The sequence below is a fragment of the Nocardia sp. CNS-044 genome (assembly GCF_059570515.1).
Window position 1 is genome coordinate 133,853 of the sequence record NZ_JCANSX010000009.1, and the last position, 25,574, is coordinate 159,426.

Annotated in this window: 22 protein-coding genes; 6 read left to right on the forward strand and 16 right to left on the reverse strand. The window is 69.9% G+C overall.

The window, feature by feature from the left end; genetic code table 11:
- Positions 1–342 precede the first annotated feature (342 nt).
- Entirely contained in the window at positions 343–1,368 is a 1,026-nt protein-coding gene (locus T333_RS23385) for an alcohol dehydrogenase catalytic domain-containing protein (protein WP_357248743.1), read from the forward strand.
- A gap of 32 nt (positions 1,369–1,400) precedes the next feature.
- Here the strand turns inward: T333_RS23385 and T333_RS23390 are convergent, their stop codons facing one another.
- From T333_RS23390 to T333_RS23410, 5 genes are all read right to left on the reverse strand, one after another.
- The gene (locus tag T333_RS23390; RefSeq protein WP_355002409.1) at positions 1,401–2,135 is read right to left on the reverse strand and encodes a hypothetical protein; all 735 of its coding nucleotides are present in this window, start codon (positions 2,133–2,135) and stop codon (positions 1,401–1,403) included.
- 114 nt (positions 2,136–2,249) lie between these two features.
- Entirely contained in the window at positions 2,250–3,887 is a 1,638-nt protein-coding gene (locus T333_RS23395) for an asparagine synthetase B family protein (RefSeq protein ID WP_496425844.1), read from the reverse strand.
- Positions 3,888–3,900: 13 nt separating this feature from the next.
- Entirely contained in the window at positions 3,901–5,205 is a 1,305-nt protein-coding gene (locus tag T333_RS23400; protein ID WP_496425845.1) for a UDP-glucose dehydrogenase family protein, read from the reverse strand.
- A gap of 3 nt (positions 5,206–5,208) precedes the next feature.
- Complete coding sequence (gene asnB / locus T333_RS23405; protein ID WP_496425846.1) at positions 5,209–6,951, reverse strand: asparagine synthase (glutamine-hydrolyzing); 1,743 nt, start codon at positions 6,949–6,951, stop codon at positions 5,209–5,211.
- Positions 6,952–7,079: 128 nt separating this feature from the next.
- Positions 7,080–7,898 carry a CorA family divalent cation transporter gene (locus T333_RS23410; RefSeq protein WP_355002405.1) on the reverse strand — a complete coding sequence of 273 codons (819 nt, stop codon included), beginning with the start codon at positions 7,896–7,898 and terminating at the stop codon, positions 7,080–7,082.
- A gap of 261 nt (positions 7,899–8,159) precedes the next feature.
- Here T333_RS23410 and T333_RS23415 point away from each other — a divergent pair, with 261 nt between their 5' ends.
- Positions 8,160–9,119 (forward strand): Lrp/AsnC family transcriptional regulator, encoded by a 960-nt coding sequence (locus T333_RS23415; protein ID WP_496425847.1) that lies wholly within the window; start codon positions 8,160–8,162, stop codon positions 9,117–9,119.
- Here T333_RS23415 and T333_RS23420 read toward each other — a convergent pair.
- The 9 genes from T333_RS23420 to T333_RS23460 all read right to left on the reverse strand — a co-directional run bounded on the left by T333_RS23420 (position 9,106) and on the right by T333_RS23460 (position 18,820).
- Positions 9,106–9,981 carry a VOC family protein gene (locus tag T333_RS23420; protein WP_496425848.1) on the reverse strand — a complete coding sequence of 292 codons (876 nt, stop codon included), beginning with the start codon at positions 9,979–9,981 and terminating at the stop codon, positions 9,106–9,108. The genes T333_RS23415 and T333_RS23420 overlap by 14 nt on opposite strands.
- Positions 9,978–10,205 carry a hypothetical protein gene (locus T333_RS23425; RefSeq protein WP_496425849.1) on the reverse strand — a complete coding sequence of 76 codons (228 nt, stop codon included), beginning with the start codon at positions 10,203–10,205 and terminating at the stop codon, positions 9,978–9,980. Before T333_RS23425 ends, T333_RS23420 begins: the two co-directional genes overlap by 4 nt.
- Positions 10,206–10,263: 58 nt before the next feature.
- On the reverse strand, positions 10,264–11,484 hold the full coding sequence (locus T333_RS23430; protein ID WP_496425850.1) for an MFS transporter: 1,221 nt from the start codon (positions 11,482–11,484) through the stop codon (positions 10,264–10,266).
- Between the two features lie 50 nt (positions 11,485–11,534).
- On the reverse strand, positions 11,535–12,008 hold the full coding sequence (locus T333_RS23435; protein WP_355002660.1) for an RrF2 family transcriptional regulator: 474 nt from the start codon (positions 12,006–12,008) through the stop codon (positions 11,535–11,537).
- A gap of 52 nt (positions 12,009–12,060) precedes the next feature.
- Positions 12,061–13,848, reverse strand: coding sequence for a hypothetical protein (locus T333_RS23440; protein WP_496425851.1), 1,788 nt, complete (start codon positions 13,846–13,848; stop codon positions 12,061–12,063).
- On the reverse strand, positions 13,845–15,650 hold the full coding sequence (locus T333_RS23445) for a hypothetical protein (protein WP_496425852.1): 1,806 nt from the start codon (positions 15,648–15,650) through the stop codon (positions 13,845–13,847). Before T333_RS23445 ends, T333_RS23440 begins: the two co-directional genes overlap by 4 nt.
- 4 nt (positions 15,651–15,654) lie before the next feature.
- Entirely contained in the window at positions 15,655–16,950 is a 1,296-nt protein-coding gene (locus T333_RS23450; RefSeq protein ID WP_496425853.1) for an ABC transporter substrate-binding protein, read from the reverse strand.
- A 176-nt stretch (positions 16,951–17,126) separates the two neighbouring features.
- Entirely contained in the window at positions 17,127–18,389 is a 1,263-nt protein-coding gene (locus tag T333_RS23455; protein WP_355002394.1) for an SPFH domain-containing protein, read from the reverse strand.
- Entirely contained in the window at positions 18,389–18,820 is a 432-nt protein-coding gene (locus T333_RS23460) for an NfeD family protein (RefSeq protein ID WP_355002393.1), read from the reverse strand. The genes T333_RS23455 and T333_RS23460 overlap by 1 nt, the downstream gene beginning before the upstream one ends.
- Before the next feature lie 146 nt (positions 18,821–18,966).
- On the opposite strand from T333_RS23460, the gene T333_RS23465 reads away from it, so the two are divergent.
- The 4 genes from T333_RS23465 (at position 18,967) to T333_RS23480 (ending at position 23,586) form a co-directional block, all read left to right on the forward strand.
- A complete protein-coding gene (locus T333_RS23465; protein WP_355002392.1) occupies positions 18,967–19,791 on the forward strand; it encodes a DUF3097 domain-containing protein in 825 nt (274 codons plus the stop codon).
- A gap of 129 nt (positions 19,792–19,920) precedes the next feature.
- Positions 19,921–20,736: an Rv1486c family protein gene (locus tag T333_RS23470; RefSeq protein WP_357248707.1), complete on the forward strand. Its 816-nt coding sequence runs from the start codon at positions 19,921–19,923 to the stop codon at positions 20,734–20,736.
- Positions 20,737–21,074: 338 nt separating this feature from the next.
- Entirely contained in the window at positions 21,075–22,349 is a 1,275-nt protein-coding gene (locus T333_RS23475) for a cytochrome P450 family protein (protein WP_355002390.1), read from the forward strand.
- 10 nt (positions 22,350–22,359) lie between these two features.
- Positions 22,360–23,586, forward strand: coding sequence for a cytochrome P450 family protein (locus tag T333_RS23480; protein ID WP_355002389.1), 1,227 nt, complete (start codon positions 22,360–22,362; stop codon positions 23,584–23,586).
- A gap of 339 nt (positions 23,587–23,925) precedes the next feature.
- Here T333_RS23480 and T333_RS23485 read toward each other — a convergent pair whose 3' ends face one another.
- Positions 23,926–24,351, reverse strand: a complete 426-nt coding sequence (locus tag T333_RS23485; RefSeq protein ID WP_355002388.1) for a hypothetical protein — start codon at positions 24,349–24,351, stop codon at positions 23,926–23,928.
- Positions 24,352–24,506: 155 nt separating this feature from the next.
- Positions 24,507–25,571, reverse strand: coding sequence for a ferrochelatase (locus tag T333_RS23490; RefSeq protein WP_355002387.1), 1,065 nt, complete (start codon positions 25,569–25,571; stop codon positions 24,507–24,509).
- Positions 25,572–25,574 lie beyond the last annotated feature (3 nt).

Sequence of the window (25,574 nt, forward strand, 5' to 3'; positions counted from 1 at the left end):
CGGTGAGATAGCCCGCGAAAGGTGGCGCGCGGTCAGTTTTCGCGGGCGAAACCGAAGTGAATTCCGGGCGTTACAGCGTTCCGATCGACCACCGCCGGGTACCTCCCGCACGAGGCAGCACCGAATCGCGATCATCGATCCGGCGCCGATCGGGTCCGTTAAACTCCCCGTGTGGCGGAATGTGCCCATCCGGCCGAATGCCGCACGCCTCGATCATCTGCTTCACCAACGATTCCGAACAAGGAGTAATGCGAAGTGGATTACGCTGGATCATCCGAGGATCGGACAATACGCGCGCGTTGCCTCGTCGTACCGCCCGATCCCACGGGCGCACCGCGCGAGGTGATCAGAACGCTGGATGCCGTCGACCCGCGGGGGCCGCTGGTTCGCACCCTGGAGATGGGCGTCTGCGGGACCGACATCCAAATCGTGGCGGGGACCGAGGGACAACTTCCCACGGCGGCCGACGAAATGATACTGGGACACGAGGTACTCGGGCGGGTGGTGCACAGCGCGACGCCCGAGCTGCGAGCCGGTCAGTTGGTCACCTGCGTCGTCCGCGATCCGGACCCGGTGCCGTGTAGTCAATGCCGCCGCGGCAGGCCGGATTTGTGCAGCAACGGCTCGTGGAAAGAGCGCGGGATTCGCGAGCTGGACGGTTTCATGGCGGAGTACTGGCGCGCGCCCGCGGACAAGCTGGTTCCCGTTCCGGAAGAGCTCATCCACCTCGGCGTCCTGGTGGAACCCGCTTCCATCGTGGTCAAGGCGCTGGACACGCTGCGGCAGATGGACGAGCGACTGGGGACGTCGGATCCGTCCGGCAATACCTTGGTGATCGGCTGCGGCATCATCGGCCTGCTCACCACCGCGTTCCTGCGCTTGGCCGGTCACAAGGTCACCGTCGTGGATCCGGCCCCACCGAGTTCGCTCGCCGCCCAAGCGGCCGCGTCCTTCGGCGCCGAATATCAGTCCCACCAGTTGGCTCCCGGTGACATGGTGACGAATCAGGCGATCGCGGCGCACCGCGTCGTCATCGACGCGGCGGGCGTGGCATTTCTGCCGCAACTACTGGCGACGCACGGCGCGGAGAACGCGTCCTGCTGCGTCGTCGGCCTGCCGAGCGGCCAAGAGGCCACCGTGGACGGCGCCGCGCTGTTGGGCACCATGGTCAAGCGCAACCAGGTGCTGTTCGGCGTCGTCAATTCCTCACGGGTGCATTTCGAGCACGCGATCGAACTCCTGCGCGAGGTCGACGCCGCATGGCCGGGAATCATCGGCGGAACGACGACCCGAATTCCCTTCGACCGTTTTCGCGAAGCATTCGTTCCGCACGCGCGGATCGGTGCCAAAGATATTCTCGTCTTCTGAGGTGGGCGATCGAGGTATAGCGGCGAACGCCGCTATACCTCTTCGTATCCGATGATTCGAATATTGCTGTATTCGAGCCCGTCCAATTCACAGTGCACGACGACGAGAAAGTCTTTCTTCTCGCGAATCGAATTCCAGATATCGTTTCCCCGCGCCACCCGATCGAGCAGCGCGAGGGTGGCGATCAGCGTGCCGAAAGCCCAGACGCCGAACAGCGCCACGCACCGTTTACCGGTCGGCGTGCGACTGACCGCGATGAATCCGTAGTCCTCGAGCAGCGAGCCGTTCTCGTCCGCGGTGACGTCGTAACTGATCGAACCGTAGGACGCCACGTGCTCGGGGTATTTGATCTGGAACTTCGGGAAGCACCGTTTGAGCAGGTTTCCGGTCAACCGGTTGACGCTCGGCCCGCCGATGAGAATGGTCAGGCCGTGGGTGTCCTGGTAGGCGTCCTGGGTGCTGATACTGATCCGGTTCCGTTTGCCGAGCCCGCGCCAGGCCAGGACCGCCTCGGCGATGGCGCCGCCCTCCGCCATCGGCATCACGCGGACGTTCGGCGGCATCTCCGCCTTCTCGTCGGTGCCGTAGATCGACAGCCAGCCCGCGTGGAAATCGGGGATCACAATCTGAATGTCCTGACCCTCGGCCAGGACATTCAGGTGTCCGGATTTACGCCGGACCCGCGTCGCGTCGTAGAACCTCGTCACCCCGAACGTTGTGATCGCGACGATCAATCCCGACACGATGCTGAGTAGCCACGTAACCATCGAGCGTCGAATCCTGTCTCCAAGGGCCGCCATTCGGATGGTGCCAGTTTCGTCCCGCGGTGTCCTCGGATTCGCGGACTCGCACCGAAGTGGTCCGCGTCGCAGCCGAATCCACTAGGGTGCGCTCCGCGGTCGCGGCGGAAGTGCGGACAGCCACGCGTCGAGAAAGCACAGCGCCCACAGGATTCCGCTCTTGTCCTCGATTCCGCGCTCGTGCGAGTCGACAAGTGTGCGAACGAGTTTCGGGTCCAGGAGGTCGTTCGCCACCGGACCGGAGAGCAGGCCGCCGTGCAGGTGATCGCGCAGTGGGCCGCGGAACCATTCGGCGAACGGGATCCAGAATTTGTGCTTCTTGCGCTTCAATATCCGATCGGGCAAGTGCGGCGCGATACCGGCGCGCAGCATGGCCTTGCCATCGAGGGCTCGATATCGCTGGCCCGCGGGCATTCCCGCGACGAAGGACATGACGCGCGGATCCGCGAACGGCAACACGCTGGTCAGCCCGGCGGCGCGGAAGGTGTGGTGATCCTTGCGGTACACCCCCTCGGTCAACCAGGTTCGCCATTGACCGAACAGCAATCGGTCCAGCGCGGAATGCGCGCGGTGTTCCTCGTACAGTTCCGCGAGGATGTCGACGGCGAGGTCCTCCGGCACGCCCAGCGCCCGGTGCACGAGCGCGCGATCCGCCGCGCTGCCCAGTGCGATCTGGCCCAGGTAGAACCGCGCCAGGTCCCGCGAGCCCGAGGGCAGGTCGACGAGGTGGACGTCGTCGTGCGGCGACATCGGAAATCCCATCACCTCGTCGCCGCCTTCGCCGGTGACGATGTGCGTGCACGACAGCTGCGCGGCCCGTTCGGCGATCACCTGCGTGGCGACGATCGCCTGGTCGGCGTTCGGGCTGTCGAAGCAGCGCACCAGATCCGGCAGGCGTTCCACGGCCTCGGGCCCGACCGGCACCACCACGTGGTCGAAGCCGAACCGCTCGGCCACGAGCGCGGCGTATTCGGTTTCGTCGTACCCGGTCTCGCGGAACGACGCCGTGAAAGCCCGCGGCCGACAGCCCAGCCTGGTGGCGAGCACGGTGGCGTTCGTGCTGGTGTCGATCCCGCCGCTGAGCATCATGCCCAATCGCTCGTGTGGCGCGGCGTGGCGGGCCAGCGACTCGGTCAGCAGGTCGAGCGCCCTTGCCACCAACTCCTCGGGCGCGGCCGCGCCGACTTCCGACGGATCGGCCGGGCTGGGAAACGATGTCTGCTGCCGCACGTGGCGGTCTCGCCCGCGCTGGGTGACCACGGCGCCCGGGGGCACCCGCCGTACTCCGTCGAAGATCGAATAGGGAACGGGGACGTATTGGAACGTCAGATACAGAGCGAGGCCCTCGCGGGACAACCTTCCGGTCCCGAGGTCGTAGGGGCGCGAGCCGAACCCGAAACCCGAGGCGCGGTAACACGCGTTCCCGAATCCGCCGGGGTCGGCCACCAGGTGCGTTTCTCCGCGCGAGCGATCGTGCACGACGGCGACGTACTGTCCGTCCTGCCCGGCCACGGCCGCCATGCCGTGCGTGCGATACAGCGCGAGCAGTTCGGCCGCACCGCCGCCCGAGCAGAGCCACCCGTCGAGAACGCACACCGCCTCGTCGGTCTCGTGGGTGGTGTATTCCGCGCCGTCGGCCGAGAGGACGATGTCGTCCACCTCGCATCGCCAGCCGCCGTAACCGCCGCCCTCCGAACGCGGTCGGACCAGAATCCCCATGGCGACATCCCTTCTACTTCGCGTCGACGCCTTCTTCCGGCGCGCCTCGACCACCGGCCCGCCCGACCCCGCGATAGCGCAGCCCCGCCGCCGCGACGACGGACGGATCGAGGGCGTTCTTGGCGTCGACGACAAGACAATTCGGCCGCGCGAGTTGCGCCACGGCGGTCCAGTCGAGGGCGAGAACCTCCGGGAACTCGGTCAGCACGATGACGACAGCGGCATCCAGCACGGCTTCCTTGATGCCGAGGGCGCGCCGGACCCCTGGGAACAGATCGGCGAAAGCCGCCGCGCTCAAGATCGGATCCCAGACCCGGACGTCCGCAGCGATGGCCCCCAGCGCGGGTACCACGGTCCGGCTCGGCGCTTCGCGCATGTCGTCGCTGTCGGGTTCGTAGAGCAGTCCGAGGACAGCGACCTCCGGCGGCGGTGCGCCCGCTGCCGCCTCACGCGCCACGATCTCGACGGGCAATCGCAACTGACGGTCGTTCACCTCGGCGACCGATTCGAGCAGCGTCATGGGCCGGCCGGAACGCCGGGCGAAACGGGTCAGCGCGGTCATGTCCTTGGCGAGGCAGGAATCCCCGTAGCCGACACCGGGACGCCAAAACCCCTGTCCCATGCGGGGATCCAGTGATACGCCGTCGATCACCGCGTCCACGTCGATGCCGTGCTCGTCGCAGAAGTTGGCGATCTCGTTGGCGAAGCTGATCTTCGTCGCCAGGAAGGCGTTGCTGGCGTACTTCACCGCTTCGGCCTCGGTCGGGCCGATGACCAGCCGCGGCGCCGTCTTGTCGTGGTACAGCGCTCCGAGCACGGGCAGCAGTTCGCGGTTCCACAGGCCGAGCACGATGCGGTCGGGCGTCTGCCAATCGGCAAGGGCGCGGCCTTGGTTCAGGAATTCGGGATTGTGCGCGTAGCGCGGGCGCAGCGCCGGAAACCGCGTCGCCCATCGCTCGCTGGTACCCGGCGGGATCGTGCTCTTCACGACGACGAGGTCCGGAAGCGCCTGGGCCGACAGCATTCCCGAGAGCACGGCCTCCACGTGGCGGAGATCGATCGCGCCGTTCTGGTCCAGCGGCGCGGAGACCGCGATGATCACGGCTTGCACCGGAACATCGAGCGCCTGCTCGAAGGTCGCCGTCGTGGTGAGCAGGGCTTCGGCGACGTCCGGCTCGTGGAACGGACAGCGCCGGTCGCGTAACAGGGCGATGCGGTTCTCGTCGTGATCGATGCCGAGGACGTCGTGTCCCGACGCCGCGAGTCCGAGCGCCGCCGTCAGCCCGACGTAGCCCATGCCGACCACTGCCACCTGCATCGATCATCTCCTTGCGCGAGCGACGTTGTGTCGACACCACATTTCGAGCATCAAGGCCTTGAACGAGAACGGGGAGCCGGCACCCGGCGGGAAGTCGGCGACCGACAGACTCCGGGCCGCCGCTTCGGTCAAGATCCCGCGGCGTACCAACTCGCCGCCGGGCAACAGGTCGCCGTAGCTCCGCAGGTAAGCGGCGTGCCACTCGCGCAGCGGCGGCGAGAAGCTGCGCTTGGGTCGGTCGGCGACATGCGCGGGAAGGTACGCGTGCGCCACCTCCCGCAGCCGGTGCTTCGGCGGATCTCGATGGTCCGGTCGGGTTCTGCGTAGGCCGACGACGGCCTCCACCAGGCGGTGGTCCACGAAGGGCAGGCGCAATTCGACGGAGTTGGCCATGCTGAGCCGGTCGCACTGGGCGATGCCGTTCTCCCGCAGGTAGGTTCCGACGATCAGCCGGGTCAGATCGATATCGGGCCGATCGCCGGTCAGCGCGAAACCGGTCGGCGCCGCGTCGCGCATCGCTTCGCCGAAGTACCGCGGCGCCAACCGCTCGGCCTCCCGGAAATCCGGATCGAGTTCGTAGAACACCAGATTCCCGCGCGCCTCGCTGAGCGCGACGGCTTCCCGCACCCACCCGTAACCCCAGAACAGCTCGTCGGCGCCCTGGCCCTGCACCATCACCCGGACACCCGCCTCGGCCGCCGCGCGCAGCACCGCGTGATAGCACACGCCCGCGAAATCTGCGATCGGGTCGTCCAGCGCGGCGACGACGAAAGGCAGGTCGGCGGTCGCCCGCGCGGCGCCGATCTCGATCTCGTGGAACGGCATGCCGAGCGCGGCGGCCAGTTCTCTGGCGTGGTGTCGCTCGTCGTTCGCCGGTCGGCCCGCGTAACCCACCGAGAACGCCCGCACCGGTGCGGCGCAGAATTTGGCCGCGAGCGCGGCGGCGAGGCTCGAATCGAGTCCGCCGCTGAGCGAAATGCCCAGCGGCTGGGCCGTTCTGGTGACCAGCGGAGCGAGTTCGGCCAGGATCGCGCCGAGTGTGTCGGCGCTCGAACCTTCGATCGGCTCCGCGTCCTCGAGCCGCCAGTAGGCGCGCGGACGCACCCGCCAGGGACGGGTGTCCACGGCGACGACGTGTCCGGCCGGGACTTTCCGCACGTCTCGCAGGATGCTCCGTGGCTCGGGCACGTACTCGAGGCGGAAGTAGTCGGCGACGCTTCCGTGATCGAGTTCGACCGGCACGCCAGCGGCCGTCAGCGCCTTCGCCTCGGACGCGAACAGCAGTCCGTCCGGCCGTTCCGTGTAGTAGAGCGGCTTCTCCCCCATCCGGTCGCGGGCCAGGGTCAGCCGACCGAGCCGTCCGTCCCACAGGGCGAAGGCGAACATGCCGCGCAAATGATCGACCGCGCGGTCGCCGTGCTCCTCGTAGAGGTGCAGGATGACTTCGCAATCACCGTCGGTGGCGAAGACATGACCGCGTCGCCGCAGGCCGTCGCGCAATTCGGCGAAGTTGTAGATCTCCCCGTTCGCGATCAGGACCAGCGCACCGTCGGCGCTGCGCAGCGGCTGCGCGGAGCCGCCGGGATCGATGATCGCCAACCGGGTGCAGCCCAACGTTATCGAGTCCTCGGCGTACATCGCCGTCGCATCGGGCCCGCGATGGCGCAGCGCGCCCGTCATCGTCTCGACGAGGTCACCGCGCGACGGGAAGCCCGGTCTGGCCAGGTGGCCACTGATTCCACACACGGCCCGCTCCGTTCTTCCCACCCGCGGGTCAGTCGAATACTACCCGGAACCGCGTCGGCCATGGCCGGATCGCGTTTCCGACTTCAGCTGCGAGAGTGGCTTTTTCGGGGCGGGCTGCGGCGGCACCGTCAGGCGAGGGCCACGAGGTAGCAGAGCGCGAGCAGGGCGATGGACAGGAGCGCGGCGGACACGGCGAGGACCTTGACGGTTCGGGATTGCCGCAGCTCGAGGCGGATGAGCAGTGCCTGCTGGAGGTAGCGGGCGCGGTCGTGTTCGGCGACCGCGCGCTGGCGCACGTCCTCGATGTCGGCGAGCAGGTGGCCGATCGCGCCGCTCAGTTCCTCGGCACGGTCGCCGTATTCGGCGAGCAGGCGGCGGGTCGCGCGAGCGAGATCACGCTGGGTGTCCCGGACCATGGTGACGGCTTCCTCCGCGGCGTCCAGGTCGGCGACCGCGGCGCGCAGGTCGGCGACCTCGTGGGCCCGGTCGCCGTCGACGGCGGCGGCCATCTCGCGAGCGAGCGACTCCAGCCCCGACCGCGCGCGGCCGAGCACGCCCTCGGCGGCCTCGTTCAGCGAGCGAAGCAGGGCGTAGAGCACGCCGTGCGGGGAACCGGCGAGGGCTGGTCGGCGGCCCATCTCGGCGACGGCGCGATCGAACGGCGCGAACGGTTCCGCGGATTGCGAGGTGACCACGAAGTCCCCGCCGAGCGCGAAGACGATCGTCTCGCGCCGGACCGCGTCGCCGCGCAGATAGGTCGCGGCGACCGGGAGGTAGACGAAATCGCCCGTCTCCCAGATCCGATCGGTGGTGCGGGTGAAGTCGATGCCGAGGCGTTCGCGCAACACCGCCGCGGTGTCCTCGTCCGACGCCGACAGCGGGATCCAGTGCAGACCGAGCACTTCGGTGTCGAAGCGGTTGGTCGGCGTGCCGAGCGAGCTGGTCATCTCGAACTCTCGATCGGCGTTCCGATAGTGACATCCGGCATCCGCCGCTCACCCCGCTTCGCTCGTCAGGCTGCTGTGTGGCGCGAGACGCGCCACCGTCCATTAGTAACCGGCGTCTCGGGCCCCGTCAATCGAGGCGACTGTGCGGTTCCCCACGCTTGGGACGCGTATTCGACGGGGCCGCACGCATTTTCGAGCAACACGATCGTCGCCGTCGCCCGCACCCCACGGAAACCCGTCGCGCCGCCCTATCCTTGGTAAATGAAGACGGAGGCGCTCGACGCGGTCGACCTCGGACTGCTGCACGCCCTCCAAGTGGACGGAAGGGCGCCGTTCAGCAGGATCGCGGAAATCCTGTCCGTCTCCGATCGGACGGTGGCACGACGATTCGCGCGCCTGGCCACCACCGGCGCGGTCCGGGTGACCGGGGTGGCCGACAGTGGACGCACCGGAACCGCGGAGTGGGTGGTGCGCCTGCGGGTTCGGCCGCACCGCGCCGACGCCCTCGCGCACGCGCTGGCGGTGCGACCGGACACCGCCTGGGTGACGGTGCTGTCCAGCGGCGCCGAGATCGTCTGCGTCTTCCGCACCGCGGCCGCCGAGCCCGCGCCGCTGCCCGCGCTGGCCAGGCATTCCGACGTCCTCGGCGTCGACGCGCAGCGGCTGGTCCGCCATCTCACGCGCAGGCGCTGGCACGGCCGCACGTCCGCGCTGGACACCGATCAGGTATCCGCGCTGCACGCCGAGCTGCCGGTCGACGGCGGGCCGATCGCCTTGACCGACCTCGATCGACGCATGCTGCCCCGCTTGGCCGCCGACGGCCGGGCGAGCTATCCGGGCCTGGCCGGTGCGCTCGGCTGGTCGGAATCCGCGGTGCGGCGCAGGCTGGACGAGCTGCGGCGGGCGCGCGTGCTCCGGTTCGACGTCGAGGTGGACGCCGCGCTGCTCGGCTACACGTTCCAGTGCCTGCTGTGGCTGACGGTGACGCCCCGGCACCTCGCCGCGGTCGGCGCGGCGCTGATCGAGGATCCGGAGATCGCGTTCGCGGGCGCGACCACCGGACCGCACAACATCATCGCCGTGGCGATCTGCCGCGACGTGGACGCGGTATTCGACTACGTCGTCGAGCGGGTTGGCGCACTGCCGGGTGTGGAACGACTGGATACCGCCCCGGTCACCCGGTACGCCAAGCGCGCGGCGCCCGCGCTCACCGCGCGGTGAAGAACAGACCCGCTCCATACGCGTCGCGACCGGAAACGAAGAATCCGTACGCGGTGGTGCGGGTGGGGATGCCGCCGCGCTCCACCAGCCCGCGCGCTGCGGTCATGTCGTCGACGCGGATCGTCATCGCGGCCAGATAGGAAGGGGCCGGGGCGGATTCGCCGGGCAGCACGGTGGGGGCGTCGGCGGCGCGCACCAGTTCCAGGCGGACGTCCTTGTGCACGAGGACCGAGAGCGGACCCTCGTCGGTCCATCCCGCGCCGATCAGGTCGGCGTATCGCCGTGCGATGCCGTCGAATTCGTCGCCGTCGGCCACGATCAGCACCGCCGCGATGCCGCGCGCGCCGTTCGGATGCGACAGGTATCGCGGCTGGTGCACGTACTCGCGGGTGAGGTGCTGGGCGAGGCCGAGATAGCCCTCGGGCGTGCTGCGCGGGTCGAGGTGGACGGCGCGGGCCCGGACCGTGCGCACTCCCTCGACGGTGTCGACGTCGCGCTCGAGGTCGAGCACGCCCGAGGTTCGCATGCCCAGCGCCACGAGCCGTGCGTGGGTGGCGGCCGCGTCGTCGGTGTCGAGGTTCAGGATGCGGAAGCCTTCGTACTGATCCGCCATCGACTTGGTGCGCCACGGGTCCGGTGCGGATTCGTCGACGATGCCGAGCAATTCGATATAGGACCCGCCGAACAAGGCGCACAGATTCGCGGTGCATCCCGCCTGCGGCGCCTCCCCTTGCCGCGCGCTCAGCAGGTGCCGTGACCGCGGACTCAGGGTGAAACCCAAAGCGCGGTAGACGCGTTCGAGGCCGTCCAGGTCGCGGGTGAGAACGGCGGTGTGATGAATGGCGGTGATGTCGTCGGTCATGGAATCAGCCTGCGGACCCGCACCGCCGAGCACCCGTGGACCGCGGCGGCACGCCGGATTCCGACGCGAGTTCGGTGGCGGCGGACGGATTCCGGCACTCGGCAGCCCGCGAGGTCACCATCCGGATCGAGCAGCGGGCGCAGCGCCTCGGCGCATACGACCGCGCCGTCGAGGAACTGCGCCTCGGTGAGCTCCAGCCTGCCGGTGACCAGATCCATGGCCATGCGCAGGACTTCACGCTCGGTCGGCGCGACGACCTGTGATTGTTCGAGCCGCGCCCCGTCAGGCCTTTCGCGTCGTACCGGCGGCGAACAGCAACGCGATCACGGCCAGCGCCGCGCCCGCGGCATAGAGGACGCCGCCGTGGCCCACCGCGAATCCGCCGAGCAGCGTGCCCGCGCCGATGCCCAGGTAGATGCACGAAGCGTTCAGTGCGACAACGAGACTCGCCTCGGCGGGCGCAGCCGCTATGAGGCGGTGCTGTTGCGCGGGCGTCTGGCACCACGCGCTCGCGCCCCACACCGCGGCGAGCACGCCGACGAGCACGGGCGCGACACGATCCGTGGCGGCCAGCAAACCGAGGGCGCCCAGCGCGACGGCCATGGCCGCGTACCCGCAGATCAGGACTCGGGTCGCACCCCAGCGGTCCGTCGCGTATCCGGAGGCGGTGTTGCCGAGCACCGCGCCGACACCGTACAGGGCGAGCACCCACGCCGTGGCCGCCGAGCCGATACCGACCTGCGCGAGCGCGGGGACGCTGTAGGCGTACACGACATAGGCGGCGGCCATACCGAGCACGGTCAGCGGTAGCACCGTTGCCACCCCGGGCCTGCGCAGTACCGCGACACGCGCGCGCACCGGGACGCGCGGCGCGCCGGACAACGCGGCCACAGCCTCGTCGTTCGACGCCGACTGCCGCGCCGGGGTCAGCACCGCGGCCAGCCCCACCGCGGCGACGACGCACAACCCCGCCACCAGCGCCAAGGCCGAACGCCAACCCAGCACGCGCCCAACGAGATTGCCCAGCGGAACCCCCAGCGCGGTGGCCACGGTCAACCCGCCGACCACGGTCGCCAGAGCTCGGGCGCGCAGTTCGGGTGGCGCCAGCGCCGCGGCGACCGCCCCGGCATTCGGCGTGTAGGCCGCCGCGCCCGCGGCGGCGAGGACGCGGGTGCCGAGCAGGACCGCGAGGTTCGGCGCCGCGGCCGAGCCCAGGTTGGCCGCGGCGAGCACGACGAGCGCGCCGATCAGCAGCGCGCGGCGCGGCAGCGGCGCGGTGACGGCGGCCAGCACCGGTGAGAGCACGGCGTAGGCGGCCGCGAACACGCTCACCGCGAGACCCGCCGCGGCGGTGTCGACGCCGAGCTCGGCGGCGGTGTCGGGCAGGAAGCCCGCCAGGATGAACGCGTCGGTGCCGACCGCGAACGTGCCGAGGGCGAGAACCGCGATGCGGCCCAAACCATCTAGCTCGACCTTACGTTCGGCAACAATCGGGATATTCACTGTCCCTAATCTCCTTCGTAGCAAGCCCGGCCTCGCGACCGGGCGAAAGATCAGACGGCGAGCTGCTCGTAGAAGCGGCGCGCCCGCACGGAAGCATTGGGCGGGCTCTCCGCGATCAGATCGGCGAGCGTCCGCCCCGCGAGTTCGCGCCGCCACGCCAGCTCGGCGCGGCGCATCGTGGTCGCGATGCCGCACGGGCGCGCGAATTCGCTGGCCGCCGCCGTCGCCCCCGCGCCGCGCTGGCGAATCTCGTTGCAGGCGAACGCCTCGGTGCGCCCCTCCACCGCCACGACCACATCGAGCACCGTCACCCGCTCGGGCGCCATGGCGAGCCGATAGCCGCCGCGCGCGCCGGGCGTCGATTCCAGAATCCCGGCCCGGACCAACGGTTGCAGCCGCTTCTTGAGGTAGTCGGGCGGCAGCTCGAACATGCGCGCCAGGCGAGCGGTCGCGATCGGCGCCCGGTCCTCCAGCCAGGCAAGCACCAGGCAGCAGTGCAGCCCCCATTCGACGCCTTCACCCATGATCACAATCGGGATATTACAGATCCCGATTAAGCGCTGTCGACGCGGCGACTCATCGGCTCGGTACGTTCTCTTCGAGCGGCAGCGGCCAGCGATCGATGGCGTGGCGCGGCGAAACACCGCACTGCAGGAGCGCTCGGGCCCGATAGTGATTCGCCGTTCGCGCGGCGGGATACAGCGATTGTGCCTCGGCCAGCCAGCCGGTCGCCTGCTCGATCGCGTGGCCGGGCGGACGGCACGGATCCGGACCGAGCACATCGTCGACGCAGCACGGGTCGGCGATCACCGCGGCGGCGAGATGCTGGAGACAGCGGGCGATTCCGTGATCGTCGCACAGCGCGCGGTACGCCGTGAGCGAGAGCCGCCAGCAGCGCAGCGCGCGGACGGCCTCGCCGCGTGCCCACCAGACGTGGCCGAGGATCTCGTGCATGTGGGCGCGACCGTCCGGGTCGCGGCCCTGCCTGGTCAGCGCCTCGGCCAGCTCCAAGCGGTCCTGCGCGTCGTCGAGGCGACCCTGGCACAGCAAAACGATGCCGAGGTTCACCAACGTGCAGACCTCGCCCGGGATGTCCTCGCGCGGCATCAACCACCAGACGCGTTCCAGTTGGCGGCCCGCGTTCTCCAGCTTGCCGCGCGCCTCCGCTATTCGGCGGTCCGAACGCGCCCGGTGTGCCGCCTGCGTATCCGGGCGCCGCGTATCCAGGCGCCGCGTATCCAGCGCGCGGCACAACTCCTCGAGCGCGGGGTCCAGCGTCTCCAGCGCACGGACGTGGTGGTAGCGCGCGGTCAGGTCGGCGTAACGACCACGGTCGCCGCCGCGGCGGGGCGGTTCGGCGAGGTGGCCCGCGCGCAGCCGCACGTGGTCCGCGTGCGCGCCGAGCGCGTCCAGACCTGGCAGTGGTGTATCGCGCGGTTGGTCCGGATCGGATGGGGGTGGCCACAGCTTCCGAGCGAGTTCGGCGTCGTGCCCTCTGGTGCGCGCGTCCCAGACGTCGAGCGCGTCGGCGATCCGGATCAGGCTGGGCACTGCGGTCCGCGGCAGCAGAGCTCCGAGGGATGCGCACTCCTTCACCAGGTGCCGCAGGAATTCTTCCTCGGCCTCGAACCAGCCGCGCCCCGCGGCCGCGAAACGCGGCGTTCCCAAACCGATCGCCCACCGTTCCGCGCGGTCGGCGTGATGCTGCGCGAGCGTGGTGATCGCGGCGCTCCACCGCGATCCGGCCCGGGCGTCGGCTCCGCCGGGTGTATCGGGCACCGCGACGACCCAGTACTGCTGCACACCGGCCACCCGCACGAAACCGTCCGCTTCCAGCTCGGTGAGCAGCAACGGCGCGGTCGTTCGCGGCGGCGTGCCGTCCGACGGGTCGCGGGCGGGCGCGTCCAGGATCGCCGTGAGCACCGCCAGCAACGCGGCCGCGCTGTATCCACGCACCGGCAGCTCGCCGAGCACCGCCGCCTCCTCATGGGTGGCGCCGAATATTCTCGTCAGCGGCGGCGCCGGTGCGCTCGGGTTGGCGCCGATCGGCGTCTGCGCGTCGTCGAAATCGCTGAGCAGTTCCAGTTCCCTTGCGGTGTGCGGGCTTTCGCGGAGCCTGCGCCGTTCGGCCCGCAGCCAGCGGCTGACCAGAAGCAGCACGGCGAGTGACGCGATCACCAGCAGCCCCACGGAGAGCAGCACGCCGACGCCGCGCTCCAAGAACAGGCTCGACACGATGTTGATCACCAGTCCGAGCAGCACAGCCGCGGCCAAGGCGCCACCGCCGAACCGGAAACGCAGCAGGGCCGGTGGCGGCGCGGCGATCCCGGGCGAGGGCGGCGGCGCGCCGACGGGCCCGCTCATCGCAGCACTCCCCCGGTCAGCCCGGGCACCAGGAACCGGCGCCAGGTCGCGAGCAACAACGCGACCGGGACGATGGCGAAGACCAGGGCTCCGGCGGCCAGCTGCGGCAAGTTCTCCTCGTACTGGCGGGCCTCGCCCCACAGCAGCAGCGACCACGGGCTCGCGCCCGCGCCGCTGATCATCAGGCTGACGAAGAAGTCGTTCCACACCAAGACGAATTCGAGTACCGCCGCGGTGACCACGGCGCGCCCCGCACCGTCCCACAAACGCCGCGCGACGGCGCCGGGCCTGGCCAGCCCGTGCAGCGCGGCCGAGCTCGGGTTCTCCTCGGCCGCACGCATCGCACCGCGCAGGATCAACACGCTGACCGGAAGTCCCGCCGCGCCGTGGACCAGCATCAGCGGATACTGCGTCCCCGACAGGCCCAGCGATTCACTCACCTCGTCGATCGGCCCGAGATACATCTGGGCGGGCAGCACGGCGAGCACCACCAGCGCGGCCGTGGCAAGGCGAACCCGCCACGTGTCCGACGGCGTCGCCGACAGCCACCGCGCGACCGGCAGCGCGGCCGAGACCGCCAGCACGGTCGCGACCGTCGCCACCAGGGCGGTCACACCCAACGTCGAGGGCAGACCGGCCTCCCAGACCCGGCCGATCGCGGGCCAGCCCAGACCGTCCGCCTGCCGCATCGAGACCACGGCCAGCATCAGCAGCGGCGCGACGGAGACGAAACCCATCAGCACCGCGAAACCGGTGACGAGCCTGCCCGGCCGCCGCGCGGCGTGCGGTTCGTGCGAACGTGGGCGCAGCGGCAGGCGAAGTTCCCGCGGACCGCCGGTCTTTCCGAGGGCGAAAGCGCAGACGCCGACCAGGACGGCCAACGGCACCGAGTAGATCGCGACCTCGGCCGCGGCGCTGTCGGTGGTCGCCAACCGCCACCAGCGCACTGTCGCGCTGTCGCTGTCGTACTGGTAGGCGGCGGGGATGCCGATGAGGATGACGTCGAACACCCTGGCCGCCGCGACGACCGCGGCGATCCCGGCGATCAGCACCACCGGGTGCACCAGCCGCACCCCGCGCCAGGCCATCCACGCGAACCGGAAACGACCGGTGGGGGCGTTGAGGTAGCCCCAGCGCACCGGATCGGTCTCGATCGCCCGGAGGCCTGCCGAGAACATGCCGGTGAGGAAGCCGAACCAGGTCCACCAGAACGCCATCAGCGGCATCCAGCGGTAACCGGTCTGGAACGTCGCGACATCACCCACGGGCACCGCCGCCTCGAACATGACCCGGAACGCCAGACCCGAGACGAAAGCCGCGACACCGAACGGCAAGACCAGCGGCAGCCACAACCACCGCACGCCGCGACTCCACCACGCGGTGAACAGCGCCGCCGCCATGAGCACGAATCCGCCGAGCACGAACAGCATCGTCCGCCCGTAGACGGCCAGCGTGTCCGTGCTCGCGACTATCACGAACAGCAGCGGTCCGGCCAGCATCGAAACCACGGCGGCGACCACCGCCCCGACCCGCGGCGTGCCGGACGGGAACAGCCGCGCCGCGAGCAGGACCACGGCGCCGACGACGACGAGCGACAGCGCCACCCCGACCCGCGCCCCCGCCGTGGCCACTGTCCAGCCCGAGGCGAGCAGCAGCAGCGCCCCGAGCAGCCACGCGGGCGCCACCCGCGCCCATCCCCAGCCGCGCCACGGCTGTCGTCCACCGATCAACGCACCGCGCATCCGCCGGGTGGCGAGTTCCACATGCAATCCGTTGCTGAGGAATCCGGGCGGCGTCGTCATCGAGTCACCACCCGGCCAGCGCCGCTACCGCGTCGTTCACCGCGAGACCGACGCCGGACGGGTCGCCGTCGACGGCGACCAGGAACTCGGTGAGTATGCGCCACAACCCGTTTCGTCCGCCGAGCGCTCCGATCTGGTCGGACAGGTCGAACACCACCTCGTCGCGCGGACCGAATACCGCGGTGTCGCCGAGGCGTTCGGCCGACGGCCGCAGAAACGGCGAATACGCGGCGTCGGTTCGCGTGTTCGGCGCGAGGAAACCGTGGAATCCGTTGATCCACGGCAGCGGAGCCGAGGGCGCGGCCAGCGCGGCCAGCACTCGTTTCGCACCGTCGTCCGCCGAGCGGCTGAGCACGAGGACGTCGCCGCCGAGGATGCGCGGGCGCGGTCCACCCGGCGCGAGACCGGGAAAGGCCGTCACCCCGACGACCTCGGCGGGCTTGCGTCCCGATCGCGCGACGGCCTTGCGCACGACCGGCTCGGCGAAATCGGGAGCGACCACCATCACCGCCCGCCTCCGCTCGAACACTTCCCGGATGGCGTCGGAGAATTGCATGGTCAGGGCGGTGCCGATCCCGCCGGCGAAGGCCGCGGGGTTCGCCGCCCACGAGCCGAGCAGGTGCAGGGCGGCGCGCACCGGGTCCTTCGCCCAGATCGCCGTCGGGCCGCGGGCGGCAAGGGCCGCATAGGTTTCCGGGTCCTGCGCGTACAGCAGGTTCTCGAACAGATCGGTCAGCGCCCACCCGTCCGCCGCGGCCAGCGCGAGCAGCCGCCGGTCTTTCCCGGCGAGGAACTCGATGCGGTCGAGCCAGAAATCCAGCGTCCACAGCGCCGGGGTGCCGACCTCGGCCTCGACCGCCGATTCCCGGTCGAACCAGACCATCGACTTGTCGGCCGCCTTGAACGGCACGCCGTACGGGCGTTCGTCGTGGTACAGCAACTCCGCCCAGACCCCCGAATAGCAACGCTCCTCGACCTCGTCGAGCCACAGCGATTCGGGAACATCACGCAGCACGCCGTCTTCGGCCAGTTCGCGCACCCGCCCCGCCTGCGGCAGCATGACCAGTTCCGGCGCCGACCGTCCACCGGTCAACGCCGTCTCGATCTCGTCGCCGAGCGGGATCACGTCGACCGAGCCCGACAGGTGCAGCGCGTCGAGCACCGCGCGGAACGCCGCGAGCTCGGAACCGCTCCAGGACACGGCGATACGCGCCGCGCCCGGTGTGCCGAGCACACCCGTGCCACAGCCCGCCAGCGGCGCGATCGACGCCGCCCGCAACAAGGCCCTCCGCGTCAGCATGTTCTCCCGGATGTTCGTTCGCCCACGAGCACGCACCGATTATCCGTGGCGCCGGACGTTTTCGGCCGAACACGGCGAAAACCGCACTGCCCCCGATTCCTTGGGCTACGCGAGGTCGCGCCACGCGAACCGCCCCGCCGCTCGATGGTGAGCGACGGGGCGGTGCTGGAACCGAATTACTGCCGGTAGTTCTCCGGGGGCTGCCACGGGCGGCCGTGCGGGTCGTCCGGGCGGTAGGCCGGGGGTTGCGCGGGGTCCTGTTGCGCGGGAGCGGACTCGGTGGGCGCAACGACCTGCTGGTGCGGCGAGGGCTCGGGCGAGCGCTGCAGCGGGGTGGGCGTCAGGCCTTCGACAGGCTGGCGTGCGGTGGCTTCCGCCGCGCGAACGGCGCGTTCGATGGTGGGATCCGAGGCGGTGTCGAACCAGTCGGCGACATCGGAATCGTCCTCGACCTTGACTGGCGCCGAGTCGTCGGCGGGCGGCTCGTAGCGGAAGACGCCGTCCTCGCCCTGCGAGCCGAAGCTCTTGGCGAAGCCCTCCAGCGCCTTGCCGAAATCGCTCGGCACCAGCCACACCTTGTTGGCGTCGCCGCGGGCCACCATCGGCAGCGTCTGCATGTACTGGTAGGCAAGCAGTTCCGGCGTCGGCTTGCCGGATTTGATTGCGGCGAAGACCTTTTCGATGGCCTTCGCCTGACCCTGGGCTTGCAGGTAGGCGGCGGCGCGCTCGCCCTGGGCGCGCAGGATGCGGCTCTGCCGCTCACCTTCGGCGCCGAGGATGGCGGACTGCTTGGCGCCCTCGGCGGCCAGGATCTGCGCCTGCTTGGCGCCCTCGGCCGTCTTGATCTGCGACTCCCTGGTGCCTTCCGCGGTGAGGATCATCGCGCGCTTCTCGCGGTCGGCCTTCATCTGCTTCTCCATCGACTCCTGGATCGACGGCGGCGGATCGATGGCCTTGAGCTCGACCCGCGCCACGCGCAGGCCCCAGCGTCCGGTGGCCTCGTCGAGCACACCACGCAGCTGGTTGTTGATCTGGTCGCGGGAGGTCAGCGTCTCCTCCAGCGTCATGCCGCCGACCACATTGCGCAGCGTGGTGACGGTGAGCTGCTCGACCGCGGCGATGTAGTTGCTGATCTCGTATACCGCCGACTGCGGGCTGGTGACCTGGAAATACACCACCGAGTCGATCTGCAGCGTCAGGTTGTCCTGGGTGATCACCGGCTGCGGCGGGAACGACACCACCCGCTCGCGCAGGTCCACCTTGGCCCGGATCCGATCGGCGAACGGCACCAGGAACGTCAGCTGACCGGACACCGTCCGCGAGTACCTGCCGAGCCGCTCGATGACCGCCGCCTCGGCCTGCGGCACCAGCGCGATCGATTTGAACACCACCACCACGACCAAGAGGACGAGCACGGCGGCGACGATCAATACAGCCATTACGGCCCCTTCCAGACGACGGCCGTCGCGCCGTCGATCTTCATGACGTACACGGTCACGCCCGGCTCGTACACCTCGTCCGGGTTCATCGGCCGCGCGGTCCACACTTCGCCGCCCAGCTTCACCCGGCCGGAGTGGGCGGCCACTTCCTCCAACACCAGGGCCGACTTCCCCGGCAGCGCATCGACATTCGTCGGAATCGGCGGCGGCGTGCCGAACTTGCGGCGCAGCACCGGCCGCACCCCGAGCATGAGCACCGCGGTGATCACCGCGAAGACCACCGCGTCCACCACGAGGGAGGTGTCCGCCGTGGCGCTCACCCCCGCCGTGCCGAGGGCCGCGACGCCGATCATCAGCAGCGTGAGGTCCCCGGTGAGCATCTCTGCGGCCGCGAGCAGAATGCCCGCGACCAGCCAAGCTATTGCGGCCACGCACCCACTCTAATCGCAGGGAGCCGATCTTCGAGCTCTACTAAAGGTTTCGACACCGGGCACAGCGGCGCACAGCACACTCTCCGCGCCGGAAAACGTCGCGTCGCACCCGCGAAAACCGCGCGACGGCCGGTAGTTTCGGGCGGGTGGGTACGCGGGACAGGTACGGCGACATCTTCGCCGGGCACGAGAGGACCAAGAAGCGAGCGGTGCCGCAGGTGACTGCCGAACGCGACCTCGTGGTGGAGGACGCGGCCAGCGGATTCTGCGGCGCCGTGGTCGGATTCGATCGCAGCTACGACGGCGAGTTCGTCAAGCTGGAGGACGCGCGCGGTGCGGTGCGGTTGTTCGCGATGCGGGAGGCGGCCTTCCTCATCGACGGTAGACCGGTCACCCTGGTGCGCCCTGCCGTCGCCGCGCCGAAGCAGCCGACCAGGTCCGCTTCCGGCTCCACCCGGGTGGCGGGCTTGCGCGCCCAGGTCGCCAAGGCCAGCCGAATCTGGGTGGAGGGTGTGCACGACGCCGCCCTGGTGGAGCGGGTGTGGGGCCACGATCTGCGGGTCGAGGGCGTGGTGGTCGAGCACTTGGAAGGGCTGGACAACCTGGCCGCGCGGCTGGCCGAGTTCGAGCCCGGTCCCGGCCGCCGGGTCGGTGTGCTGGTCGACCACCTGGTCACCGGGTCGAAGGAAACCCAGCTCACCACCGGTCTCGGCCCGCACGTGCTGGTGACCGGGCACCCGTTCATCGATGTGTGGCAGGCGGTGCGGCCCGCGACGCTGCGCATCGACGCCTGGCCCGAGGTGCCGCGCGGGGAGGATTGGAAGACCGGCGTCTGCCGGCGTCTCGGCTGGGGCACGCCGCAGGACGGGTGGCGCCGGGTCTACGACGCGGTCGAGTCCTTCCGCGATCTGGAGGCTCCGCTCATCGGTGCGGTCGAACGTCTGATCGACTTCGTCACCGAACCGGAGTAGCCCGGCACGAGCCGCCCGACCGGTGGACGCGGCGCCTTCACGCGGGGCCGATTTGGCGGGTGCGCGCAGCTCACGAGGGCTCGTGCGCCGATGCCCACCGGTAGCCCGAAGCGTTTATGCTCGATAATTATGTGCTCTCCTAGTGCCACGCTGACGGTGTGGGCCGGCTCCTGGCTGGCCGGGTGCAGTGCGCCCGACGACGTCTTGGAGGCGCTGCACGCGTGGGCGCCGCGGCACACCATCGCCGCGGGCGACCCGATGACCGGCGCTCGCACCGACCTGCCGTGGTCCTCGCGCACCATGCTGCCAGGGTCCGGTGTCATGGCACTGCTCAAGGTCATCCGCGAGGCCATGGCCCAGCCCGGCGCGCAGCTGCGCCTGGTGCTTCCGGTCCCCGGCGACGTGCGCGGACTGCCGCCGGGCACCGTGTTCGGCGCCGACGCCATCGAGGCCGAGGAGGGTCTGCTCATCGGCGTGCCCGGCACCGAGGGCACCGGCCTGATCCCGCGGTGGCCCGACGACGACACCCTGCAGTGGACGCTCTACAGCACCCCGATCCCACCCGCCCCCGGCCCGGACATGTCGCTCGGCGAGGCCGAATACGCCATGCGGGAGGCCGTCCGCGATGCCGCCGACGCGCTGATGCAGCTGCACACCACCGCGGTCGGTGCAGCCGATTCCGATCCGCGCGAACTCATCGAGGCCGAGCTCGCCGACTACGCCAGGCACGACTACCCGAGCTCGATCCCGCTGCGCGCCAAGCGCATTCTCGACACGGCCGATCACGTGGCCGCGATATTGACAGTGGCGCAACGTGAACCGGCGTCCGCACCGACCTCTGCCAGCGCCATCGGCGCGCAGGAGACGCTGCTGCGCCCGCTCTGGGACGCGATCCGCGCGGCCCGGCTCGTTGCCGTGCACGCGTCCGCGCGCGGCGGGAACTAGGCCCTGTCTGTAGCTCCTCACGAATCACGGTTAGCCGCAGCGACTTTCGGCGCCACCTTCCACACCCCTTGCGACCAGGCGTTTTCGGCCGCGCGTTACTTTCGTGTGCTAACAAATTTTTGTCACAACGAGACAGAACCTCTCGCATTGCTGCTAACGTGGGCGAGTTGTCGAGTTCTGGACGCTTGGGTCAGAGCTTGTCGGGGTCGACGGTGATCGCAGCCCAGATCGCCTGTCCGGCAGGCACTGTGCGGTCACCGCGATGAATCACGGTGCGCCGCGCCCGAGTTCCGGCCACTCGACGCGGAGCTCATGTCCCTCGTCTGGAGTACCGTCTTTTGACCACGTCACAGTCCGCGGTCACCGCGCCGCACGTCACCGCACCCGGAGTCTGCCCGGTCCAGCACGGATCCCCGATCGGCGCCGACGGCCCTCGGATCCCGCTGCACGCACCGGAATTCGCCGCCGACCCGCACGGCGCCTACGACGACATGCGCCGCCAGTACGGTTCGGTGGTCCCCATCGAACTGGCGCCGGGTGTCCCCGCGACGCTGATCATCGGGTACGGCACCGCGCTGCGCATCCTCAACGACCCGGACCACTTCCCCGCCGACCCGCGGATGTGGCAGAAGGACATCGCGGACGACTGCCCCGTCAAACCCATGATGGAGTGGTACCCGAACGCGTTGCGCAACGCGGGTGCGGTGCACGCGCGCTACCGGCAGGCCTACGTCGCGAGCATCGACGGCATCGACCTGCACGCGCTGCACGCCACCGTCGAGAAGATCGCCATCCCGCTGATCAACACCTTCTGCGAGGCGGGCTCGGCCGATCTGGTCACCCAGTACGCCTTCCCGCTCGTCTTCGAGGTCCTGAACCAGATGGTCGGCTGCTCGACCGAACTGGGTCAGCGCGTGGCGACCGGCATGGCGATGCTCTTCGACACCGTCGAGGCCGCGCGCGGCATGGAGATGCTCAGCGCGGCGCTGATGGAGCTGATCACGCTGCGGCGCGCGGACCCGGGCGACGACGTCACCTCCCGACTGGCGCACCACCCCGCGAAGCTCGACGACGAGGAGATGCTCTGTCAGCTGATCAGCTTCTACGGGGCGGGAATCGAACCGCAGCAGAACCTGATCACCAATACCCTGCTGCTGATGCTGACCGACGACCGGTTTGGCGGACACGTGCTCGGCGGCAGCCTCTCCACCCGTGACGCGCTGGACGAGGTGCTGTTCAACGACCCGCCGATGGCGAACTTCTCCATCACCTACCCGCGCCAGCCGATCCTGATCGACAACACCTGGCTGCCCGCGCACCAGCCGGTCCTGATCAGCCTCGCCGCGAGCAACAACGATCCCGACGTGCGCGGCGGCGACCGCACCGGCAACCGCTCGCACCTGGCGTGGGGCGCCGGACCGCACGCCTGCCCGGCGCGGTCGGTGGCGTACCTGGTGGTGCAGGACGCCATCGATCAGCTGCTCGATGCGTTGCCCGAGCTGGAGCTAGCCGTGCCCGCCGCCGAATTGTCCTGGCGGCCCGGGCCTTTCCACCGCGCCATGACGGCGCTACCGGTCGTCTTTCCCCCGTCCCCTCCGTTGAATCTGGTGTAAGGAGCCACCGATGGAGTACGAACCGATAGTCCTGGATCTGACCGGCGCCGATATCCAGGGCGAGTCCGCACGGATCCGTGAGCGCGGGCCCGCCGCGCTCGTGGAACTGCCCGGCGGCGTGCCCGCGTGGTCGGTGACCGACGCCGCCGTGCTCAAGAGCCTGCTCGCCGACCCGCGGGTCTCGAAAGACGCGCGGCAGCACTGGTCGGCGTTCATCAACGGCGAGATCACCGAGGCGTGGCCGCTGCACCCGTGGGTGGCCGTCGACAACATGTTCACCGCCTACGGACCAGACCACCGCCGCCTGCGCAAACTGGTCGCGCCCGCGTTCACCCATCGGCGCAGCGCGGCGCTGCGACCGCGCATCGAGGAGATCACCACTCAGCTGCTCGACGCGCTCGCCGCCACCCCGCGTGGCGAATCCGCCGACCTGCGTGAGGGTTTCGCCTATCCCGTGCCGATCCAGGTGATCACCGAGTTGCTCGGGGTTCCGGAGTTCCTCGGCCCCGGCCTGCGCAAGTGCGTCGACGGATTCTTCGACACCTCGCTCGGACCCGAGGAAGGTGTCGCCAACTACCTGGAGATGTACGGGCTCGTCAGCCAGCTGGTGGAACACCGGAGGCAGAACCCGGGTGACGACGTCACCAGCGTGCTGATCGCCACCCGGGACGAGGACGGTTCCCAGCTGACCGAGAAGGAACTGGTCGACACCCTGATGCTGGTGATCAACGCCGGGCACGAGACCACGGTCAACCTGCTCGACCAGGCGATCTTCGCCCTGCTCACGCACGAGAACCAGCGCGCGGACGTCGTCGCGGGCCGGGTGCCGTGGTCGGACGTGGTGGAGGAGGCGCTGCGCTACGAGTCGCCCGTCGCGCACCTGCCGCTGCGTTACGCGGTGGAGGACATCGAGATCGGCGACATCCGCATCCCGAAGGGCGAGGCGATCCTGGCGTCCTACGCCGCGGCGAGCCGCGACCCGAAGGTGCACGGCGCGACGACGAACGAGTTCGACGTGCACCGCGCGAACAAGGACCACCTCGCGTTCGGCCACGGCGCGCACCACTGCCTCGGCGCGCCACTGGCTCGGCTGGAAGCGGAAATCGCGTTGCCCGCGATCTTCCAGCGGTTCCCGGAGATGCGGCTGGCCGTCGACCCGTCGGAGCTCCTGCCGGTGGGCAGCTTCGTCTCCAACGGGCATCGCACGCTGCCGGTGTATCTGGAAGCGGCGCAGTAGGTTTCGGTCGTGCTCGGGTGGGGCCCGTCCCGCCCGAGCGTCCGGCTTTCGCGAACCGGTAGCACCCGGCCTGTCCAGGGCATACTGGACCGACGTCGAATCGGCTGTCGGGCAGCCATATTCGCCGCGACGAGCGCGGGATTGCGATCCGATCGCATCCGGCCCTCCGTCGCACCCAGTGGCGGACTTCGAAAGGGTTGCCGGGCCGGACATCAGCCGCGACCGAGTGCGGTTTGCGATCCGGCAACACCTCGCCCTCCGGACCCAGTGATCGAGCCCGGAAGAGTTGCCGGGCCGCATGTTCGCCGCGACCAGGCGCGGCATCAAGCTGGGTGGCGGTCAGTAACGCGGCGGGTACTGCGGCTGCTGCTGGTACTGCGGCGGGTAGGGCTGCTGCGGATAGGGCGGCGGGTACTGCGGCTGCTGCGGATAGGGAGCCTGCTGGTACTGCTGCGCGTACGGGTCCTGCCCGTAGGGCGGCTGCTGACCGTACGGCTGCTGCGGATACTGCGGCGGCAGCTGGTGCGGCGGCTGCTGCGGCGGCGCGTCGTTGCCCTTCTTGCCGAAGTACCAGACGAGCAGGACGATCGCGACGATCACCAGGATCAGGCAGATGATGCCCCCGATGTAGTCGGAGACCTCGACGTCGCCGTCGCCGCTGGAACTTCCGCCGCCACCGCGCCGGGCCTCGTAGGAATCCAGCGCCGTAGTCCAGACGGCGCTCTCCGCCATCAGATCGGTCGCGGCTAGCAGCTCGGAGTACAACGAAGGGCCTCCCCGGTAAGAGTTGATGGTCGGCCCTCCTCCCGAAGGCCGGCCCCGATGCTACCGCAGAGCAAAGTCCGCACCGAAACCGGTGTGGCCCAGGGCGATTCAGAGCGGAGCGCTATCGAACCACACGGACTGCGCCCCGATCGGGCTCAGCTCCGCGCGGGCCGACCGCCGCGAGACGGTGCGCAACAACCGACGGCGCACGGCTCCCCGTTACGGGTGCAGCCGTAACCCGGCACCGCACCGAGGCGTCGCGGTTCGACGCCGCCGATGTGCTCACCGATCAGCTCCACCACCAGTCGCGCGAATCGCGGGTCGGTGCCGGGCGTCGCGGCGCGAGCGAAGGCCATGCCGAGTTCGGCGGCCTTGTCCTTGGCCTCGTTGTCGAGATCCCAGATGACCTCGAGGTGATCCGACACGAAACCGACGGGACAGACCACCACGGCCGATACACCCTTGCCGGACAGCTCCTCGAGGTGGTCCACGATGTCGGGCTCCAGCCACGGCACCTGCGGCGGACCCGAGCGCGACTGCCAGACCAGGTCGTAGTCGCCGAATCCGGTTGCGGCCGCGCACAACCGGGCCGCCTCCGCGACCTGGCGGCTGTACAGTCCGCCGCCCCCGGTGGGCGGGCCCGCGGTGGCGTCGGCGGACACCGGGATCGAATGGGCGGTGAACACCAAACGGATCTCGTCGCGGCGCTCGGCGGGAATCTCGGCCACCGCGGCGCGGATCGCGTCGGCGAACGCCTCGATCAGCAGCGGATGGTCGAAGTACTGGCGCAGCTTCACCAGTTCCGGCGCGCCCTCGCCGAACGCCGTTCGCGCCCTGACGATGTCCTCGTGGTACTGGAGACAGCCGGAGTAGCCGCCCCACGCGGAGGTCGGGAACACCAGGGCGGTGCGGACACCGTCGGCGGCCATCCGCGCGACGGTGTCCTCGACCATGGGATGCCAGTTGCGGTTGCCGAAGTACACCGGCAATTCCGTTCCCGCGGCGGCGAATTCGCGCTCGACCGCGGCGATGATGTCGCGGTTGAGCGCGTTGATCGGAGACACCCCCCCGAAGTGCAGGTAGTGCTGCGCGACCTCTTCGAGTCGCTCGCGCGGCACCCCGCGGCCCCGGGTGACGTTCTCCAGGAACGGCATCACGTCCTCGGGCCGCTCCGGGCCGCCGAAGGACAGCAGCAGCAGTGCGTCGACGGCCGGTGCCACGGC

What these genes read in the sequence shown, in the direction of transcription:
- T333_RS23390 (WP_355002409.1), bottom strand. Translation starts at nt 2,135, where the DNA reads ATGGTTACGTGGCTACTCAGCATCGTGTCGGGATTGATCGTCGCGATC.
- T333_RS23395 (WP_496425844.1), bottom strand. Translation starts at nt 3,887, where the DNA reads ATGGGGATTCTGGTCCGACCGCGTTCGGAGGGCGGCGGTTACGGCGGC.
- T333_RS23400 (WP_496425845.1), bottom strand. Translation starts at nt 5,205, where the DNA reads ATGCAGGTGGCAGTGGTCGGCATGGGCTACGTCGGGCTGACGGCGGCG.
- T333_RS23410 (WP_355002405.1), bottom strand. Translation starts at nt 7,898, where the DNA reads ATGACCAGCTCGCTCGGCACGCCGACCAACCGCTTCGACACCGAAGTG.
- T333_RS23415 (WP_496425847.1), top strand. Translation starts at nt 8,160, where the DNA reads ATGAAGACGGAGGCGCTCGACGCGGTCGACCTCGGACTGCTGCACGCC.
- T333_RS23420 (WP_496425848.1), bottom strand. Translation starts at nt 9,981, where the DNA reads ATGACCGACGACATCACCGCCATTCATCACACCGCCGTTCTCACCCGC.
- T333_RS23425 (WP_496425849.1), bottom strand. Translation starts at nt 10,205, where the DNA reads ATGGCCATGGATCTGGTCACCGGCAGGCTGGAGCTCACCGAGGCGCAG.
- T333_RS23435 (WP_355002660.1), bottom strand. Translation starts at nt 12,008, where the DNA reads ATGGGTGAAGGCGTCGAATGGGGGCTGCACTGCTGCCTGGTGCTTGCC.
- T333_RS23440 (WP_496425851.1), bottom strand. Translation starts at nt 13,848, where the DNA reads ATGAGCGGGCCCGTCGGCGCGCCGCCGCCCTCGCCCGGGATCGCCGCG.
- T333_RS23445 (WP_496425852.1), bottom strand. Translation starts at nt 15,650, where the DNA reads ATGACGACGCCGCCCGGATTCCTCAGCAACGGATTGCATGTGGAACTC.
- T333_RS23450 (WP_496425853.1), bottom strand. Translation starts at nt 16,950, where the DNA reads ATGCTGACGCGGAGGGCCTTGTTGCGGGCGGCGTCGATCGCGCCGCTG.
- T333_RS23455 (WP_355002394.1), bottom strand. Translation starts at nt 18,389, where the DNA reads ATGGCTGTATTGATCGTCGCCGCCGTGCTCGTCCTCTTGGTCGTGGTG.
- T333_RS23470 (WP_357248707.1), top strand. Translation starts at nt 19,921, where the DNA reads ATGTGCTCTCCTAGTGCCACGCTGACGGTGTGGGCCGGCTCCTGGCTG.
- T333_RS23480 (WP_355002389.1), top strand. Translation starts at nt 22,360, where the DNA reads ATGGAGTACGAACCGATAGTCCTGGATCTGACCGGCGCCGATATCCAG.